The following is an 18,777-nucleotide window of genomic DNA, read 5'->3' on the forward strand; positions in this document are numbered from 1 at the left end:
GTTTCCTTACTTCTTGTTCGCAAAAGTGATATTCACACATTTGTCATTGGCAAATGTCAGTTCGGCGGTGTTGAAATACTTTTTCGGCGCGTATTGTATTTTGCCGCGGTAATACCACATCTCTACATTGTCGCCATTGCCTGACACTGCCTGTCCTTTTTCCTGCAGAATCTGGTCGGCATTTTGGGGTTTGATGGCGCTTTCCTTTTTGACAGGTTTGCCTAAGTTCTCTTCTACATAGTCGCGCGATTTTCCACTGTAAGCATCGAGGAAAAGCCGCTCTTCGGTCTGTAAATCCTTGGCCGAAACGATCAAAGGGAAGGCCAGTGCGACCAAGGCTAACCATTTAGGATGTTGCATAATCATTTACTCCTGATGCTGAGGGTGAAGGGGATGGCTGCGGCAGTATCTTTCGCTGCTGCTCCTGTAATGGGATCAGTCCGGTAATCATGGTGCCCGCTTGCAAACCACTCATCAGTTTGAAGCTGCCTTGTTGGGATTCAATGCGCTCGCGCATGCCTACCAGCCCTACGCCTTCGGTAGCTTGCGTGGTGTCCATGCCCAGGCCATTGTCGCGTATCTCAATTTGCAGCAATGACGCGCCTTGTCGCTTGATGATGTGGATATCAACCCATACCTCGCTGGCCTGTGCATGGCGGGTGATATTGGTTAGAGCCTCTTGCACGACGCGAAACGCCACAATATTGATGTCTTCATTCAATACATAGTCACTGGTATCCAGCTGTACATGGCATTCCACCTGCGGGTTGAGTTTTTGCCAGTCATTGATCAGTCTTTCTACGGCACCGATCAGGCCCAGAGAGTCCAGCGCCGGTGGCCGCAGATGTTTGATCAATACGCGTATGGATTGTTGTACATGTTGTGTATTGGACGCGATCCTCACCGCGATCACATTAGCCTGGGCAGGCGTGCTTTTCTGTAATGCCAGCGCGTCCATGCGGATGGCGGTTAAATACTGGCCGGTTTCATCATGAATCTCGCTGGCGATATATTTGCGCTCCTGCTCTTGCACCTGCATGGCATGGCGTGCGAGTACACGGTTTTCTTTCAGGGTGCGCTCCAGGTCCAGTTCCACCAGGCATTGTTCTGTCATATCCACCAGGTAGCCATGTATCTGCGCGCTGGTGTTGTTTTTTTCGGCAGGCACATAGACAAACCTCGCGCCGACATAGCAGGGTAGCCCATCCGGCCTGCAGATGTGCAGTTTGTTGAAATTGATTTCCTGATGGTGTTGAAGTTGGGTCACAAACTCGGGCCAGTCGAAATCAAATAATCTTCTGGCATTGCGGTCGTTGTTCTGTGGCCGGCAGATACGGTCAAAGGCGCGGTTGTGCATGCCGATATTGCCATTCGTATCCAGCACCACGTTTCCGGTCAGGTCACCATCGAACAAGGTTTTATACAGCTGCTGGCTACTCATTAATTGCGCTTCAGTTAACTGGCGACGCTCAATTTCGGCATGTATTTCACGGATGCGGCGCTGGCTGAACCAGGCGCTGAACAATACAAATACAAATAGTGTGAGCGGGACTTCATCCAGCTGCGCATATTCATACGTCAATAACCAGGCCGTGACATGCTCAGCCAAGTCAAACTCGGATGACAGCGCAAAGGTCAGCGCCACGCCCGTCATCACAATGAGCGTGTCCTGACCAGGGCGGCTTAACTTGCCAAATTTTTGAATAACAGCAATCACAGGGTGGACCAGTTAGTAAGGATGTATGAATGACGCAATGCTTCAGGAAGCCTAGGTTGGGGCAGGCATCACCGACCCCGCTAATTCAGCGCTACTTAAAGATAGCGGTACTTAAGCTCAGCGCGACTTTCATTAGTGGCACTTATGTAACGCTACTTTTATCAGCGACACTTAACGTAGCGCCGCTTTCACATTAGTGACACTAAACGTAGCGCCACTATAGACCACATCCCATTCAACTGCCCCGTGAAAAATTCCCGTTAATGGCCGGTCTGCATGAATGAATTGTTGAAGCAATGATAGGGAATCATTCATCTATTGCCTTTGTTACAAATTATTAACAATTCAGGTCGTGCAGTGCGGCATTCGGGGGGATGTCGCAACACCACGTGAAACTCATTCTTGAGAGATTAGGAGATAGTATGAAAGTAACATCATCTAGTGCCATTTTAGGCGCTTTGGTCGGGGGCTTGTTTGCAAGCTTTTCTGGCCTGGCCATGGCAGATGCAGATTTGGACAAGCAGGTGAATACTCCTGGCGCATGGCCAATCGCAACTGGTGGCTATTATAGCCAGCACAACAGCCCATTGGCTCAAATTAACAAATCCAACGTTAAAAATGTAAAAGCTGCGTGGTCATTCTCCACCGGTGTACTGAATGGTCACGAAGGTGCGCCATTGGTCATCGGCGACATGATGTACATCCACTCCGCTTTCCCAAACAATACATACGCTCTGAATCTGAACGATCCAGGCAAAATCGTTTGGCAACACAAGCCTAAGCAAGATGCTTCTACCAAAGCTGTGATGTGCTGTGACGTGGTTGACCGCGGCCTGGCATACGGCGCTGGTCAGATCGTCAAGAAAACAGCGAACGGCCACTTGCTGGCGCTGGATGCTAAATCCGGCAAGATCAATTGGGAAGTGGAAGTATGTGATCCAAAAGTGGGTTCTACCCTGACACAAGCACCGTTTGTGGCTAAAGACACCATTCTCATGGGTTGTTCAGGTGCTGAGCTGGGTGTACGTGGTGCAGTAAACGCCTTTGACCTGAAAACAGGTGAGCTGAAATGGCGTGCATTCGCGACCGGTTCTGATGACTCTGTACGTCTGGCTAAAGACTTCAACAAAGACAATCCACACTACGGTCAATTCGGCCTGGGTACAAAAACCTGGGAAGGCGATGCCTGGAAAATCGGTGGCGGTACAAACTGGGGTTGGTATGCATACGATCCTAAATTGAACCTGTTCTACTATGGTTCTGGCAACCCGGCTCCATGGAACGAAACCATGCGTCCTGGCGACAACAAGTGGACCATGACGATCTGGGGCCGCGATCTGGACACCGGTATGGCTAAATGGGGTTACCAAAAAACGCCTCACGATGAGTGGGATTTTGCTGGTGTGAACCAGATGGTGCTGACTGATCAACCAGTCAACGGCAAAGTGACTCCGCTGCTGAGCCACATCGACCGTAACGGTATTTTGTACACATTGAACCGTGAAAACGGCAACCTGATCGTTGCTGAAAAAGTGGATCCGGCGGTGAACGTGTTCAAAAAAGTGGACCTGAAAACCGGTACGCCAGTACGTGATCCTGAATTTGCAACGCGTATGGACCACAAAGGTACCAACATTTGTCCATCAGCGATGGGCTTCCACAACCAGGGTGTTGACTCTTACGATCCTGAAAGCCGTACCTTGTACGCAGGTCTGAACCACATTTGTATGGATTGGGAGCCGTTCATGCTGCCATACCGTGCAGGTCAGTTCTTCGTTGGTGCAACGCTGGCGATGTACCCAGGACCTAACGGCCCGACCAAGAAAGAAATGGGTCAGATCCGTGCGTTTGACTTGACCACTGGTAAAGCAAAATGGACCAAGTGGGAGAAGTTCGCAGCCTGGGGCGGTACTTTGTACACCAAAGGCGGTCTGGTCTGGTACGCAACACTTGACGGTTACCTGAAAGCTTTGGATAACAAAGACGGTAAAGAGCTGTGGAACTTCAAGATGCCATCCGGTGGTATCGGATCTCCTATGACTTACTCCTTCAAGGGTAAACAGTACGTTGGCAGCATGTATGGTGTAGGCGGCTGGCCAGGTGTTGGTCTGGTGTTTGACCTGACAGACCCTAGCGCTGGTTTGGGTGCGGTTGGTGCGTTCAAAGAACTGCAAAACCACACACAAATGGGCGGTGGCCTGATGGTGTTTAGCCTGTAATTTCATACAGTAAACCTGTTGATGTAGTGTACAGGATGGCCGTCAGACGCAAGGATGGCCGGTCATCCTGTTCTCTCTAATGGAGAAGAGAACAAATGTTTGCTGAAGTTAAAAAAAATAGTCGTACCTGGTTGAGCGTCTGCTTGTCCCTGACATTAAGTGTGTTTGCGTTGCCCACACTTGCTGCCGATGCACTGAATATCTGTGCCGGTAAATCCGAATTACCTTTTTCCAATGACCAGAAACAAGGCTTTGAAAACAAAATCGCCGCGCTCATTGGCAAAACATTGAATGTGCCCGTCAATTATTTCTGGTGGACCAACCCGTTAACCCTGCAAAAGGACATGGAAGAAGGGAAATGTGATGTGCTGATAGGCACTGACCCTAATGACCCGCGCGTGCTGGTCACCAAACCTTATTACCGTTCTGCCTATGTGTTTGTCACCCGTGTCGATCGCGAAATCGATGTGACTTCCTGGGATCACCCTTACCTCAAGGAAAAGAACTTCCGCATCGGCGTGATGCCGGATAGCCCGGGTAAAAACATGTTGCTGCAGATTAACCGCTTTGATGACATGTTTGATTACTTCACCGAGATCCAGAATTTCCAGTCGACACGTAACCGTTATGTGCATGTCGAGCCTTCCCGCCTGGTGAATGATGTGGCCAATATGCATCTGCATATGGCGATGTTGTGGGCGCCTGAAGCTGCGCGTTATGTGCGTGCCTCGGAAGTGCCATTGAAAATGGTGAATGTGGAAGATAACGCCAAAAAAACCAATGGTGAAAAAATCCCCATGCATTACAACGTGGTGATGGGCGTCAACAAAAAGCACCCTGAGCTGGTAGAAGCCCTGAACGGCGTCATCAGCAAACATGAGGCAGAAATCACCGCCATCCTCAAAGAGGAAGGTATTCCTCTGCTGAACCTTCAGTAAATCGCAATCTTGATTAATTAGTTTTTGGAGTTTGAATTGAAAGAATCTCAACAATCTCAGCCGCATGCCATGCCATTGCGTCGTGTGAAACAACAGCTGGCTATGGTGTTTGGTATCTCTGGCCTGGTCATGGCGACTTTCTTCACTGTGGCCTGCGCCAAGGATGACACTCCTGCGCAAGCAGCGGGTAGCAGCAAAACTGCACCGGCCAAAGTCGTCCTCAAGGATGGCCCTGCGATTGAGTTCCGCGGGACGCTGTCGGGCGATGTGCTGGATCTTTCACCTATGGAAGATGAAACCTTTACCCCTGAAGCCAAGCATTTCATGGCCACTGGTGAAAACCCCTACAGCGGCAATGCGGAAGAGGTAAAGAAAGGCTATACCATTTTTTCTACCGCGTGTTCCGGCTGCCATGGTCACCTGGCTGAAGGTAAGTTAGGGCCTGCACTGGCTGACGATTACTGGACTTACCCCAAGAATGAAACCGATAAAGGTATTTTTGAGACCATTTATGGCGGCGCTGCCGGCATGATGGGCCCGCAACAGGGCCGTATGACCATAGACGAGATTTTGCATGTGATCGCCTGGATCCGTCATCAGGCAGATGAAAACTTCAAAAACGGTGGCGCAGCCCCGCACGGTTAAACCCATTATCGGATTGTTAGGCTGGTGGGCAATCCGTTAATCGAAAACAATACACCAGCTAATTTGTGATTAAGGAGAAAGTGATGAAACACGTATTGGCATTGCTGGCTGTCGCCAGTGTGTTTGCGGTGTCAAATCAGGCTCTGGCTTACGACGGTCAAAGTTGTAAAGAGCCAGGAAACTGCTGGGAAGCCAAACCTGGCTATCCGGAAAAAATTGCGGGTTCCAAATATGACCCAAAACATGATCCGGTAGAACTCAACAAGCAGGAGGAATCCATCAAATTGATGGATGCACGCAATGCAAAACGTATTGCGAATGCAAAAGCCAACGGCAATTTCGTGTTTGACGTGAAGTAATCTTAATTCCCCCCAAAAGGAAATGCTGGGTAGTTGAGTGAACGGGCAAAGTGCAAGCGCACGCAATCTAGAAATCCTAAATGTTAATCGCATGAGGGTTTCGAGTAACGCGCAACGTTGCAATGTGTTCGTGTAGCCAATTATTCAGTGTTTTCCCAGGAAACTGGGATCGTTTTAGAGGTCAGTTTCATCCCCCTGTGTTATGTAGCAAACCGGTGTCGATTGTGCGCAGTCGACAATGGTCTGCTTCATCCTGAATCATGGATTGTGTATGGAAAATAAAATTGAATTACCCGCCTGGCGTGAGCGTGCCCTGGCCTTTGAGCAAGCCCTCAACACCGTAGTGGTGGGCATGCCGGAACAAACGCGTGCACTGACCATTGCGATCTTTTCACGTGGCCACGTGTTGCTGGAGGGTGATGTCGGTGTTGGTAAAACCACGCTGTTGCGTGCTGCGGCCCAATTATTGGGTGGTGGCTATCAACGCATAGAGGGCGCCATTGACCTGATGCCCAGCGACTTTCTCTATCATGCCTATATCAATGAGCAAGGCCAGGCAGCCGTTAAACCTGGCCCGTTATTGCAGCATGATGAAGCCCTGGCAGTGTTTTTCTTTAACGAGATCAACCGCGCCCGTCCGCAGGCACATGCCTTGTTTTTGCGCTTGATGGCTGAGCGCTCGGTCAATGCATTTAACCGCGAATACCGTTTCCCGCACCTGACCGTGTTTGCTGACCGCAACCGCCTCGAACGTGAAGAAACCTTTGAAATCCCGGCCGCCGCACGTGACCGTTTCCTGATGGAGATCTCGGTGCAGGCGCCAGATGCGCGTGAGCTGCAACGGGCATTGATGTTCGATACCCGCTTCTACGATGTGGATGCACTGATCGCTACATTGCCTTCCGGATTAACGCCTTATGACCAGTTAAACCTGGTTGCGGAAACCATACAGGACTCAGTCAGGGCCGAAATCGCCTTGCAGGAGTATGCCGTCGATTTATGGCGTGCGCTGAAAGACCCGGTAGCCGCCGGTATCCAGTTGCCCGATGTGGATATGTCGCGCTTGCTGGCTGGTGGCGCCAGCCCGCGCGGAACCGCCATGTTGATGCGCAGCGCGCGTACCCGTGCCTGGATAGAAGGCCGTGATTATTTAACGCCGGATGATATCCGTGCCGTGTGGCCATTTGTGATGACCCATAGAGTCTTTTTCAATGGCGCTTATGCCCTGCAACATGCGCGACTGGCCCCTTTGCTGTTGCAAGCGGTTTTGGACAAGGTGTCTGCCCCTTAAGTCTGGTGGCAGTTTTTTCTTAATCCTTATGGCTACTTTGTCAGCACCTCCGGTGAATGCCTCCGAGATGACCTCATCCTCTACAAGCGTGCACGCAGTGTTTGAGCCCAGCCAGTTTTTTTACAATATCAACTGGCGCTCCAAAACCTACCATGCCGGGGCAACCCTGACCACGCACCATGGCAATGGTAGCGACTTTGCCGGTTTTGCCTCGCTACTGGCTTGCCCGGACCCGAAACGCATCGATATCCGCGCCAGTGTGCGTACCGTGCCCAGGCAATGGCTGGTGAGAACATACCTGGAGCGTGCCGCCGTGCGTGTGTATGCCATTGTCGATGTCTCCAGCTCCATGTTCTTTGAGGGTGAGGCTAATATGCGCCAGCAGGTGACAGAGTTTGTGTCATCCCTGGCCTGGTCTGCCAACCGCCAGGGCGATGCTTTCGGAATGCGCGCGGCGGATGATCACGAGCAAGCAGCCTGGCAAGTGCTACCCAGTTTTCAGCCCGGCACGGCGCAGGCAGTGGCGCAACAAATCACGCGCTTCTGGCAACAGGCATCATTTAATCATTCAGATGGCCGCAGTGCCAACGCCATGCCCGAAACGCTCATGTCGCTAGGCCCGCAGCGTGCGCTGGTATTCCTGCTGTCTGATTTTTACTGGCCCGATGCTTTGTTGCAACAAACCCTGCAAGCCGCACAGCATCACGATGTGATTCCTGTTGTGTTACGCGACCGTGCCGCCACTGCTGGCTTACCCACTTTTGGCTGGGCGCGCCTGCGGGATATGGAAACCGGCGCAGAGCGTAGCTGGATGTTGCGGCGTAGGTTACATCAGCAAATCGCCAGCCATGCCGAACAGCAAAAACAGGCACTCGATGCACGATTTTTAAAAGCAGGCACGCGCTCACCCTTGTGGTTGACCCCGGGCTGGCGTGCCGAAGAAGTAAGTCGTCATCTGATGGAGACCATGTCATGACTATGGGGGTGTATTTAATGCATGGGCAAACACAAAAAAAAGTGGTGAAACTCGTGGTTGGCCTGCTGTGGCTGGCTTGTATGCAGGGCGCCAATGCTGCAGATGGCCATTTTCAGCCGGGTGCTGAGAGTTATACCCGTGAAGCCGATTACACGCTGGGCAGCATCGCGAGGCAACATATTAAACTGCATGTGCCACCCGGTTTTGAACTCGATCCGGCCAGTTTGCCGGCGCCTGCGCAAAATGAAGCCATAGAGCTCAGGGAAGCCCACTGGACAAACACCAACAATAAAACAGAGCGTCTGATCCAGCTGGATATCGACTGGCAAATATTTGTGGCGGGCGATACGGTGAAAACCCTGCCGTTGAAGAGCCTGCACCTGCAATTCAAACGCGATCAGCAACGCCTGACCATTGATGTGCCTGCTGACAAGGTCATTGTTTCCAGCCTGCTGCCTGCGCGTATTGATGCCGAGCACGTCAAACTTTACCCGGATGCACCATTACCCGAGTGGCCGCTCTCTGCTCAGTTGTGGAAGTTGGCTGGCTGGCTATTTTTGCTAGGGTCAGGTTTGGTTTATATGGCTTGGTATATGGGCTGGATTCAGTTTCCACAAGAGAAACGCATGCCGTTCAGGCAGGCGTGGCGTGGCATTCGCAAGTTCAAGCAAGACCAAAACCAGGCGCGTATGGAGGCCATGCGCCTGATGAGCCGTGCCCTAGATCAATTTGCCGGTTACGCTGTCACCGCCGAAAACCTACCCAGGCTACTTGCCAGCCAATCAGCGCTGACGCCATACCGCGAAGCGTTGCAGCATTTTTACCAGGAGGTGCAACACACTTTTTTTGCCGGGCAACCAGTCGCTTTATCACTGAATGAATTAACGCAGCTCGCCAAAAACTTGAGCCACATGGAGGTTTCCTGAGCATGTGGGAGGAGGGCGCACAGGCGGTATTGCAGGCTTCAGGCTTTAATGAGCACTGGGCGCTCACGGATTTCTGGCCGTTGCTGTTGTTTCCTTTGGCCGTACTGCCATGGGTGTTACGCGGGCAGATGAATTTCCCGCACCCGGCGTTGCAAGGCTTGCCTGAAGACCCGCTTTCAGCTTGGCTCGATCGCGTGTGGAAAATGGCGCTCAGCCTGTTGATACTGGCGCTCAGCCTGGCACTCACCGGCCCTTACCTGAAATCTCAATACGTCGAAAAAGTAGGGCGTGGCGCGCATGTCATGATTGTGCTGGATCGCAGTGCCAGCATGAACGAGCCGTTTGTGAAGAAAAGTGACGATGCGCAAGCGCGCGTGCCGAAAATGGAAGTGGCGCGCAAGGTACTGAAAACACTGGTCGCGCAAGGGCATGATGATTTAATGGGTATGGTCACTTTTAGTACCTCGCCTATCCTGGCGGCACCGTTGGGTAATGACAGGGCGTTTGTGCAGGCCGCACTGGATGCCACCGAGGCCGGCGGCATGGGCTTTACTGCGGTTGCGCGCGGTCTGGGCATGGCACTGGATTATTTTGCTGACCAGCCAGTGACCGGTGCTCGCGCCATGGTACTGGTGTCGGATGGCGGTGCACACCTGGATGGCAAAACGCAGGATATGCTGCGCGCCATGTTTATGCGGCAGAAGGCCTCGCTGTACTGGATTTACCTGCGTTCTGAAAGTGGCGTCAGCCTGAAGCAGAGTCTGGCAGAAGGTGAAAATATTGATGCTTATCCTGAGTACGCTTTGCATGAATATTTCCAGACCCTGAATGTGCCTTATCGCGTCTATGAAGCTGAAAATCCGGCGGCGGTGATGGCCGCGGTGCGCGATATTTCCACACTGAAAAATAAACCGACCAGATATCTGGAACCCGTCTCGCGGCAGGATTTGAGCCAGTATGCCTATGGCCTGGCGTGGCTGGCATCTGTGTGTTTGATCTGTTTGTATGCATTGGAGTTGAAACGGTGGCAGGCATGAATGAAAAACTGGCAGGCGCCCTGCGGCGTGCTGTGCTGTGGGCAGGGCTGTTGATATTAATCTCAGTGGTGATGCTGATCAGGCAAGTCATCGATATCTATCAGGCGGAGGTCTACCGTAGCAGTTTGCAACCACATGTGTTGGTTGAAAACACCTTGCTGGGCGCGAACCAGACACCGCAGGCATTGTTCGCCAATGCGCTGTTTTACGATCACCAGGTCAAGCCTGAGCAGGCGCTGTCTGAGTTTGCCGCACTTATCAGCAAGTTGCCGGAAGGGGATCCTTTGCGCCAGCAAGCCTATTTTAACTCGGGCAATATCTATCTGCGTACAGCGATCCGATTGCTGGAACAGCGTGGATTGCCCGCCTGGGACGAGGCTGGCCCGTTAGTGGCCCTGGCGAAGGAAAGCTATCAAAAAGCATTACGGGTAGAGCCGGACTGGTCGGAAGTGAAATATAACTACCATTTGGCTTTGCGGCTGGCCCCGACCACGCATGGTATGTCTGGCCCGCAGCAATATGAGGATGAGCAGATCAAGGCAGAAGAGGAACCAAGCGGCTGGCCAGCCATGCCGGGTAATCCGCGAGGCATGCCCTGATGCAGTTGCGGTTTTCTGAGGGATGGCGTGGCTTTAAACAAATGTTGGGAGCTTTGCCTAGTGAAGGTTCCAGGCTGCATGCCTGGCGCAAATTCTGTCTCATCGCAGCATTTTTATTGCTCACCATTATTTTGTTCCGTCCACATTTGATGTTGCCTAACCGTGTGTATGACTGGTATTTCGTGGTGGATATCACGCAAAGTATGAACGTGCCCGATTACCAGGTGGCTGGCAAAAGTATCAGCCGCTTGCAGATGGCCAAGCAAAGTATACGCAAAAGCTTATCGGCCTTGCCTTGTGGTTCGCAGGTGGCATTGGGCATGTTTACCGAGCGCAATGTGGTAAATGTGGTGGAACCAGTTGAAGTCTGTGCCCATTTCGCCGCGCTGGATCAAACCGTTGCCAGCATGGACTGGCGTATGGCCTGGGCCGCAGATTCGTTTATCGCACATGGGCTGTACAACGCGTTGGAGCAGGCGCCGAAATTAGGCAAACAGATACGCGTGATGTTTTTTACCGATGGCCAGCAGGCCCCGCCAGCAAACCCGAAATATATGCCAGGTTATGCCGGTAAGCCGGGCGATGTGCAGGGATACCTGGTCGGCATGGGCAAGCCGGTCGCCAGCAAGATCCCCAAGCTGGATGAAAAGAATGCAGTTTCTGGCTATTGGGAACAGGAAGAGGTGCAACGGTTCGGCAATTTCGGCATGGCCGAGACTTTGTCGGTGCTGGCGATGGAACAGGGCCAGCATGACCGCAATGCCGGTCACGGCCCCGGGACTGATCTGCTGAATAATGCGCATCTCTCTGCGCTAGATGAGCAGAATCTGCAACGTCTGGCGAATATCACCGGCCTGAATTATGTGCGTCTGGAGCAATCTGCGCAAAGCAGCGGCTGGGCTACAGGCCTGGGCATGACGGCCTGGCGCTGGGCCGATACAGACCTCAGGCCCTGGCTGGCGTTGCCAGCGATTGCGTGCTGGTTGCTGTACCTGCTACTGACATTTGCCGGTAGCCCCTGGGTTCAGTGGGTAGTGCAACGCTGGTCTGGCGCCAGACAGGCCATGCGGTCATCAAAGATTTTAAGTAAGTAACGTGTTTAGTTTTTTAGAGAAGGAGCAACAATGAAGTGGTCTTTATTACTGATTGGATTAATGAGTGCAAATGTCTGGGCGCATGGCCCGACACCGCAAAAAACCGACGAATCCATTCAGGTGAATGCAGCAGCAGACGCCGTGTGGAAACGTGTCAGCGCCGCTTGTGGTATCGCACAGTGGCATCCGCAAGTGACGGCATGTGTAGCGGTGAATGATAAACAGCAAAAAATCACCCTTAAAAATGGCAAACAGCTGCTGCAAGAGATTGATGAAGTGTCAGCAAGCGACATGACAGTTTCTTACCGCTTGTCAGGCGATATCGATCTGGAAGCGCTGCCGGTCAGCTCGCTGAATGGCAAAATCAAGGTCGCAGCCGACGGCGCTAATGCCAAAGTGACCTGGACCGCCCGCTACTACCGAGCTTTTACCGGCAATGAGCCACCGGCAGGACAGGATGATGAATCCGCTAAAAACGCGGTGGATGCGTTTGTCAAAGAAGGCCTGCAAGGGCTGAAAGACGGCCGCCAGAATGCCGCAGCAGGCAAGACTGGCTGGCGCACAAAGATTTGCGTAGCCATGCGCCCGGTGTTTAAAAGCCTGGGCATGTCTGTGTGTGCTTGAGCCAAAGGATGCTTAAATCAACCAGGTCTGCCATGAGATGGCGTTCATTTAAAAGTGGCTTGCTGGCACTCACTGTCGTGGCCGCCTGTCAGTCTGGCCATGCGGCTGAACAGCAAGCCTTGGTCGCGTTGGTGGAAACCGATGATTCACTGTGCCTGGCACATGGCGGCCAGCTGATTTCAGTCCGCTTGACCGAGGCAGCCCTGGCTGAGGCAGAAGAGCCGGTAGAAGTCTGGGTAGATCGCTGGTTTATGCAGGTGCAAACGGCGGACCATACCAAACATGTGCTGACCTCTGAAATGCCGGAAAGAGAACTGGGGTGCTCACAAAGCCTGGCAGGCCCCCAGCATTGGACGCTGAGTTTAATCAAACGCCTGCCAGTGGCGGGCTCCACCATACAAAAGGATTAACCCATGACGACAGAAGCCATACACAATACGCCAGTGACCATAGACAGTCAGTTGCAGTTTAACCAACGTGTGACGGCGCATGATTTTCTTGTGATTTCATTCAGCGCCAAGTGGTGTGAACCGTGTCAGCCGTTTGCGGCAGTGTTTGCCGAGGTGGCAGCGCAGCATCCGCAAGTCCTGTTTGCCACGGTAGATATTGATGTGGCGAAAGATTTAGCTACCAACTTTCGCGTGACACAGGTGCCTGCCCTGATGGTGGTACGTGACCGTGTGGTCATCGATATGGTCAGTGGCGCCATGCATGCGCATGAACTTACGCACCATGTGCAAATGTGGCAGGCGTTTGATATGACGGCTTTTTCAGCGCATTTTGACCAAAAATCAGCCACTTGAAATTAAAGTGCATTGCACGATTTATCCCTCTTTCTGGTGGAACATTTATCCCGAATCAGGGATGAAAAATTCCTGACCCATTGCGGGACGGCCTCTCAAGCCCTGCTGCAGACAACAGCCTATCCTTCTCATATGCAACTAGTGCTAGCAAAGTCGGTGTCGCAGACATTCAAAGTGCTGTTCTTTTGTGGCCTTAGCCTTTGCCTGCCAATTTGTGGAAAGGCGGCAGACTACGCCTATATCACTAACCAGGGTGCGCACACGGTATCTGTGGTTGATCTTCAGCAGCAGAAAGTAGTCAACACCATCGCAGTCGGCAAAGCGCCGGTGGGTGTCACCGTCGATCACCGCAATCAATTGGTGTATGTGAGCAATGTAGAAGGCCATTCACTATCTGTGATTGATATGCGGCGCCAGCAAGTCACAAATACGATGGCGTTGCCGATTGCGCCAGTCGGGCTCACGGTTGGCGAAACGGGTGATCAGGTTTATGTCGCTGACTGGTATCACGATCACTTGCTGGTGCTGGGCGCCGAAAGTGGCCAGGTGCTGGCGCAAATAGAAGTTGGTCACGCACCTGGTGGCATGCAGCTGGGGCATGGTGATGCTATTTTGTATGTGGCTAACCGCGACAGCAATGATGTCAGTGTGATTGATACGCGCTCACGCAAGGAGTTGCAGCGGATCAAAGTGGGGCAGCATCCATTCGGGCTGAGTTTAAGTCCGGATGGTCAACAATTGTACGTAGTGAATGTGTATTCAAACAGCATCAGTGTGATAGACATAGCGAGCCACGAGGTAGTAAGTACGCTGGCAGTTGGTGAGCACCCTTATTGCGCGACCACAGACAGCACGGGAAAGTATTTATATGTGACCAATACCGGTGAAGATTCGGTGACCGTGATTGACCTGCACAGCAATAAAGTAATGCGCAAAATACGCGTGCCGGGAACGCCGGAAGGCATCGCTTACGATGCTGCACGGCAACAAGTACTGGTGGCAAGCTGGATGGACAATGTGCTGGCGGTGATTGACGGCCAAAGCCTGACGTTAAAGCCTGCCATTGCTGTTGGCTCACAGCCGCGAGCATTCGGCCAGTTTATCGGCAGTGTCCCTGATAAGCAAAAGTAAGCCGGTAATGACTGGCGCAACTAGCAGGTCAAAAGCATTGAAACAGTAGTGCGGAATCGGGAATTTTTCCCTGATAAATCGGGAAGCATGCCGCTATTGATTGAAAACCTGAACGCATAAGATGCAGCTATCAATTTAAATTTTAAATTTGATTGATTTGCATAAAGTATATCTCCATGTTCAGGCCGGTTGTTGCAGCAACCGGCCGATTTTTTTAGGATGCATTATGCAAAAAAAACGACAACACACCCTCATCGCTATTCTCTTCGCCTGTTTCTGCTCTCCGGTGTTTTCCCAGCCATTTGCTTATGTGCCTAATGAAAAAGATGGCACCGTATCTGTCATTGATACGCAGACGGATGAGGTAGTGAAACTGTTGCCAGCCAAAGGCCGGTTGGGTAAAAAAGTCCAGGCCGCGGCCATACACCCCACCAATCAAAAACTGTATGTGGTGGTGCGTGATAAAAATGCGGTGTCGGTTGTCGATACCGTGCAAAACAAGCAGACGGCCTTGATTAAAGTAGGGGATGAGCCGGAAGGCATAGATATCTCCCCGGATGGCAAATTACTCGCAGCCTGCCTGGAAGAAGAAAACGCCGTCGCTCTGGTGGATCTGCAAACCAATAAGGTGAAACACACCATCAAGACACAAGGTAAAAACCCGGAGCATTGCATGTTTTCTCCGGACCAGCAGTGGCTGCTGGCCAGCAATGAAGAGAGCAATGACGTCGATGTCATCAATTTAAAATCGCTCAAGTCCGAGCATCTGATTGCCGCCACCAAGCACCCGCGCGGCATTGGTTTCAGCCCGGATGGCCAGTGGGCATATGTGGCGAATGAGGCTGCCAGCTTGCTGGAAATCGTGTCAACCGCAGACTGGAAAGTACAGGCCAATGTCAAGGTGGGCTTACGCTCGAATGGCGTGAAAGTCAGTGCTGATGGCAGCCGCATTTATGTCAGCAATGGTGGTGATCATAATGTAAGTGTGATCGATAGCGCCAGCCGCGAAGTGATTGCGACAATCGCCGTTGGGCAACGGCCATGGAATATGGCATTGACCCGGAATGGTAAGAAGTTATATGTCGCCAATGGCCGCAGCAACAATGTGTCTGTGATCAATACCACAACCAACACAAAGCTCAAAGATATCCCGGTGGGCAATTTGCCCTGGGGTGTGGTGATACATTAAGTTTCAATGGGATGGCGCTGAATCCCTAGGTTTTAGCGCCATTATTTTTTATGCCAGCTTGATCCAGCGGGTTGGCATCCTGATGTTTTCTGCGCTAGCCGCATGCCTCTGGTAGCTTACACTTCTCGCACTACCGTCCTATAATAAGCTGGTTTTCTCATTATGCCTGCGCATGGATTGGGAAAAATTCCCGAAAGTTTTTGCTGAATAAACCTTACAATCCTCTGAGCATGATGAAATCCTTCAGTCTACAGTTCAAACTCAATCTGACTATTACCCTGTTATTGATTGGGTTGTTGCTCACCTGGGCAGTTTCTGTGGTTAAAAACGCGCGGGAAGATGTGCTGGCAGAAGTCGAGTCTACGACCAATCTGGTGATCCATTTGCTGGATGCCGAAATCGCGCACTACATGACGGATTTCGGCTGGCTTAACCGCGGGGAAAAAGGCGAAATCAATATTTTTCGTCTGGATGAACTGACCAATATCCGGCATTTAAAAGTGGATTTTTTTGACCCGACCGGTCATCTGCGTGAGTCTAACCGCTCTACACGCGAGAAGCATGCTGGTGAAGACCCGCCAACCTGGTTTGTAAAGTTACTGGATATCTCCAGTGTGCTGAATGAACCCAAACGTAAGAATATTATTTTGAACGGGCGGTTAATAGGTGAGCTGGTGATCACGCCTGACCCCAGTTTTGAGTTGCGCGAAATCTGGGAGGATACTTCCGGCCTGCTGGCGATTGTAGGCTTGTTCGGGTTGAGTGTGTTGCTGTTTGTGTACTGGACGGTGAGAGCCACTTTCAAGCCGGTCAAACAGATTATTCAAGGTTTGAACCAGATTGAGCATGGCGAATATCAAAGCCGGCTGCCGAGTTTTGAGCAGATTGAACTCAGCGAGATTAGCGATAAATTTAACCGCATGGCGAGTACGCTGGAGCAAAGCATACGTAATAACCACCGGCTGACGCAACAGATCATACATTTGCAGGAAGAGGAGCGTAAAAAGCTGGCGCGCGACCTGCATGATGAGATCGGACAGTATTTGACCGCCGTGCATATCGATGCCAGTGCCATGGTGGCGGCTAAAAAACTCACGGTTGCGCGCGAAAGCGCAAAAGCGATTGCACAAATCACCCGGCAAATGATGTTTACCATCCAGGATTTACTGGCCCGCTTGCGTCCACGCGTGCTGGATGAGCTGGGGCTGAGCCTGGCGCTGGCGGAGCTGATACACCACTGGCATGACAGGAACCGCAATATCATGGTGGTCAACGAGATTTCCAACCATCTTTCGCAACCGGATGAATCGGTGGCAGTAACGGTCTACCGCATATTGCAAGAGTGCCTGACCAATATCAGCAAGCACGCGGCGGCCAGCCGGGTGACGATCGCGGTGACAGATGCTGATGGTGGCCTATATATGCGGGTAGAAGATGATGGCCGTGGCTTTGATGCCGCGCTCCCCAGCCGTGGTTACGGCCTGGCAGGCATGCAGGAGAGGGTCGAAGGATTAATGGGTACCATGAATATCAGCAGTGCGCCCGGGCAGGGCACACGCATAGAAATACGCTTTCATAACACAGCGCAGTTTAAAGAAGAGAGACTCAGAGGCACCGCACCATGACCGTTAAAGTTGTTTTAGTCGATGATCACACTGTCGTGCGTTCAGGCCTGCGTCGGCTGCTAGAAAGCCACAAATCAATCGAAATCGTGGCTGAAGCAGATACTGGCGAGATGGCTTATCAGATTTATGGCGAAGTCTCTCCCGACGTCGTGCTGATGGATATTTCCATGCCGGGCATGGGCGGGCTGGAAGCGGCCAAGCGTATCTTGCAACGCTATCCGCATGCCAAGATTGTGATTTTCTCCATGCACGAGGCCGTGTCGTTTGCGGCACAGGCACTCAAGGCGGGTGTCAAAGGTTATGTCACTAAAACCGGGGTGGCGGATGATTTGCTGCAAGCCGTGCTTGATGTCTCCAAAGGCCGCACTTTCCTCAGCCAGGACGTGGCACAAAAAGTTGCGCTGCAAACCCTGATAGGTGAGAGTAATCCGCTGCAACAACTGACCTCACGCGAATTTGAAGTGTTTCGTTTACTAGCTGAAGGCAAGCGGGTGGAGGAAGTGGCTGACATGCTCAAAATCAGCCAGAAAACCGTCGCCAACTACTATACGCTGATCAAGCAAAAGTTGTCGGTCAACAGCCCGGTGGAGATGGTGCGTTTGGCCATGAAACACGGCCTGATTGATTCAGAGTAATTTCGCCAGCTTCATCCCCGGCGCTAAAGTGAGCGCGCCACTTCTTCAATCATAGCCCGTAGCCAGCGATGCGCGGGATCATGCCGGTATCGCACATGCCACGCCATATCAATCGGGAAAGTACCCAGGTCTACCGGCGTAGGCAGAATCTTCAGGCGTGTGTCGCCCAGCAGGCGACGACATATCTGGCTGGGCAAGGTAGTACAGTAATCAGTAGTCGCAATGACTTCCGGCACCGAAAGAAAATGCGTGACTGAAACTGCGACCTCACGTTTCAAACCATGACGGTCCAGGGCCTGGAACAGACCTGCGCGCATTTTCCCTGGTGGCATGACATTCACATGTTTCATTGTTTCGTATTGCGATTTTGTCATGCTGTCGCCAATGTCCGGATGATCGGTCCTGACGACACAGGCCAGGCTGTCATCCATTAAATGCTGGACCACCAGATTGTCAGGCGGGTCGACAAACCGGCCCATGACCAGTGAAGTTGTACCCGAGATCACGCCTGTCTCGGCGAGATCGTTTCCATAGGGCGTGATCCGTAATTTGATTCCTGGTGCCAATGCTTGCAACCTGGCCACCACGGCCGGAATCAGCACATATTCCACATAACTGTTTGGTGCAATTGTCACCAACATATTCGATTGCATCGGGTCAAACGCTTGTTGGCCGAACACTACACCATCCAGCTGGCCAATCGCTTCCATGATCACCGGGGCCAGTTCTTCAGCTTTTGGCGTTGGTTGCATGCCATAGCGTTCGCGGATAAACAATGGGTCATGCAGGATATCCCGCAGCCTGTTGAGTGAATTGGACAATGCCGGTTGCGTAATGCCCAGCCGGTCAGCAGCGCGGGTGACGCTGCGCTCTTCCATCAGTGCCAGAAACACGCGTAATAAGTTGAGGTCGTAACGCATTTAGTTATTCGCAATATGAATAACTAAAATATACATAATAAATTTCATA

The 18,777-nt window shown here is 51.9% G+C and carries 20 protein-coding genes; 17 read left to right on the top strand and 3 right to left on the bottom strand.

The window, feature by feature from the left end; all coding sequences use genetic code 11:
- Positions 1-6: 6 nt before the first annotated feature.
- Together ACTS9Y_RS09980 and ACTS9Y_RS09985 are read right to left on the bottom strand one after the other, a co-directional pair.
- Positions 7-360 carry a hypothetical protein gene (locus ACTS9Y_RS09980; RefSeq protein ID WP_442585777.1) on the bottom strand — a complete coding sequence of 118 codons (354 nt, stop codon included), beginning with the start codon at positions 358-360 and terminating at the stop codon, positions 7-9.
- Positions 347-1,717, bottom strand: coding sequence for a histidine kinase (locus tag ACTS9Y_RS09985; RefSeq protein ID WP_442585778.1), 1,371 nt, complete (start codon positions 1,715-1,717; stop codon positions 347-349). Before ACTS9Y_RS09985 ends, ACTS9Y_RS09980 begins: the two co-directional genes overlap by 14 nt.
- Before the next feature lie 422 nt (positions 1,718-2,139).
- Between ACTS9Y_RS09985 and ACTS9Y_RS09990 the strand changes: the two genes are divergently transcribed.
- The 17 genes from ACTS9Y_RS09990 to ACTS9Y_RS10070 all read left to right on the top strand — a co-directional run bounded on the left by ACTS9Y_RS09990 (position 2,140) and on the right by ACTS9Y_RS10070 (position 17,808).
- Positions 2,140-3,936: a methanol/ethanol family PQQ-dependent dehydrogenase gene (locus ACTS9Y_RS09990; RefSeq protein ID WP_442585779.1), complete on the top strand. Its 1,797-nt coding sequence runs from the start codon at positions 2,140-2,142 to the stop codon at positions 3,934-3,936.
- A 95-nt stretch (positions 3,937-4,031) separates the two neighbouring features.
- Positions 4,032-4,874 carry a methanol oxidation system protein MoxJ gene (gene moxJ, locus ACTS9Y_RS09995; protein WP_442585780.1) on the top strand — a complete coding sequence of 281 codons (843 nt, stop codon included), beginning with the start codon at positions 4,032-4,034 and terminating at the stop codon, positions 4,872-4,874.
- 69 nt (positions 4,875-4,943) lie between these two features.
- On the top strand, positions 4,944-5,519 hold the full coding sequence (gene moxG, locus ACTS9Y_RS10000; RefSeq protein WP_442586939.1) for a cytochrome c(L), periplasmic: 576 nt from the start codon (positions 4,944-4,946) through the stop codon (positions 5,517-5,519).
- An 83-nt stretch (positions 5,520-5,602) separates the two neighbouring features.
- The gene (locus ACTS9Y_RS10005; protein ID WP_442585781.1) at positions 5,603-5,878 is read left to right on the top strand and encodes a methanol dehydrogenase; all 276 of its coding nucleotides are present in this window, start codon (positions 5,603-5,605) and stop codon (positions 5,876-5,878) included.
- 271 nt (positions 5,879-6,149) lie between these two features.
- The gene (locus ACTS9Y_RS10010; RefSeq protein ID WP_442585782.1) at positions 6,150-7,169 is read left to right on the top strand and encodes an AAA family ATPase; all 1,020 of its coding nucleotides are present in this window, start codon (positions 6,150-6,152) and stop codon (positions 7,167-7,169) included.
- Between the two features lie 28 nt (positions 7,170-7,197).
- Positions 7,198-8,145 (top strand): DUF58 domain-containing protein, encoded by a 948-nt coding sequence (locus ACTS9Y_RS10015; protein ID WP_442585783.1) that lies wholly within the window; start codon positions 7,198-7,200, stop codon positions 8,143-8,145.
- Complete coding sequence (locus tag ACTS9Y_RS10020; protein WP_442585784.1) at positions 8,142-9,071, top strand: hypothetical protein; 930 nt, start codon at positions 8,142-8,144, stop codon at positions 9,069-9,071. The genes ACTS9Y_RS10015 and ACTS9Y_RS10020 overlap by 4 nt, the downstream gene beginning before the upstream one ends.
- A gap of 2 nt (positions 9,072-9,073) precedes the next feature.
- Positions 9,074-10,108, top strand: a complete 1,035-nt coding sequence (locus tag ACTS9Y_RS10025; RefSeq protein ID WP_442585785.1) for a vWA domain-containing protein — start codon at positions 9,074-9,076, stop codon at positions 10,106-10,108.
- The gene (locus ACTS9Y_RS10030) at positions 10,105-10,707 is read left to right on the top strand and encodes a hypothetical protein (protein ID WP_442585786.1); all 603 of its coding nucleotides are present in this window, start codon (positions 10,105-10,107) and stop codon (positions 10,705-10,707) included. Before ACTS9Y_RS10025 ends, ACTS9Y_RS10030 begins: the two co-directional genes overlap by 4 nt.
- The gene (locus ACTS9Y_RS10035) at positions 10,707-11,801 is read left to right on the top strand and encodes a vWA domain-containing protein (RefSeq protein ID WP_442585787.1); all 1,095 of its coding nucleotides are present in this window, start codon (positions 10,707-10,709) and stop codon (positions 11,799-11,801) included. The genes ACTS9Y_RS10030 and ACTS9Y_RS10035 overlap by 1 nt, the downstream gene beginning before the upstream one ends.
- Positions 11,802-11,831: 30 nt before the next feature.
- On the top strand, positions 11,832-12,425 hold the full coding sequence (locus tag ACTS9Y_RS10040) for an SRPBCC family protein (protein WP_442585788.1): 594 nt from the start codon (positions 11,832-11,834) through the stop codon (positions 12,423-12,425).
- Positions 12,426-12,457: 32 nt separating this feature from the next.
- Entirely contained in the window at positions 12,458-12,835 is a 378-nt protein-coding gene (locus ACTS9Y_RS10045; RefSeq protein ID WP_442585789.1) for a hypothetical protein, read from the top strand.
- A 3-nt stretch (positions 12,836-12,838) separates the two neighbouring features.
- On the top strand, positions 12,839-13,228 hold the full coding sequence (locus ACTS9Y_RS10050; protein ID WP_442585790.1) for a thioredoxin family protein: 390 nt from the start codon (positions 12,839-12,841) through the stop codon (positions 13,226-13,228).
- A gap of 132 nt (positions 13,229-13,360) precedes the next feature.
- The gene (locus ACTS9Y_RS10055) at positions 13,361-14,359 is read left to right on the top strand and encodes a YVTN family beta-propeller repeat protein (RefSeq protein ID WP_442585791.1); all 999 of its coding nucleotides are present in this window, start codon (positions 13,361-13,363) and stop codon (positions 14,357-14,359) included.
- Positions 14,360-14,585: 226 nt separating this feature from the next.
- Complete coding sequence (locus ACTS9Y_RS10060) at positions 14,586-15,548, top strand: beta-propeller fold lactonase family protein (protein ID WP_442585792.1); 963 nt, start codon at positions 14,586-14,588, stop codon at positions 15,546-15,548.
- Positions 15,549-15,778: 230 nt separating this feature from the next.
- Entirely contained in the window at positions 15,779-17,173 is a 1,395-nt protein-coding gene (locus ACTS9Y_RS10065) for an ATP-binding protein (RefSeq protein WP_442585793.1), read from the top strand.
- Positions 17,170-17,808, top strand: a complete 639-nt coding sequence (locus ACTS9Y_RS10070; protein WP_442585794.1) for a response regulator — start codon at positions 17,170-17,172, stop codon at positions 17,806-17,808. The genes ACTS9Y_RS10065 and ACTS9Y_RS10070 overlap by 4 nt, the downstream gene beginning before the upstream one ends.
- A 23-nt stretch (positions 17,809-17,831) precedes the next feature.
- On the opposite strand, the gene ACTS9Y_RS10075 is transcribed toward ACTS9Y_RS10070, so the two are convergent.
- Positions 17,832-18,728: a LysR substrate-binding domain-containing protein gene (locus ACTS9Y_RS10075; RefSeq protein ID WP_442585795.1), complete on the bottom strand. Its 897-nt coding sequence runs from the start codon at positions 18,726-18,728 to the stop codon at positions 17,832-17,834.
- Positions 18,729-18,777: the final 49 nt, after the last annotated feature.

Source organism: Methylophilus sp. (assembly GCF_052173275.1).
GTDB lineage: Bacteria > Pseudomonadota > Gammaproteobacteria > Burkholderiales > Methylophilaceae > Methylophilus.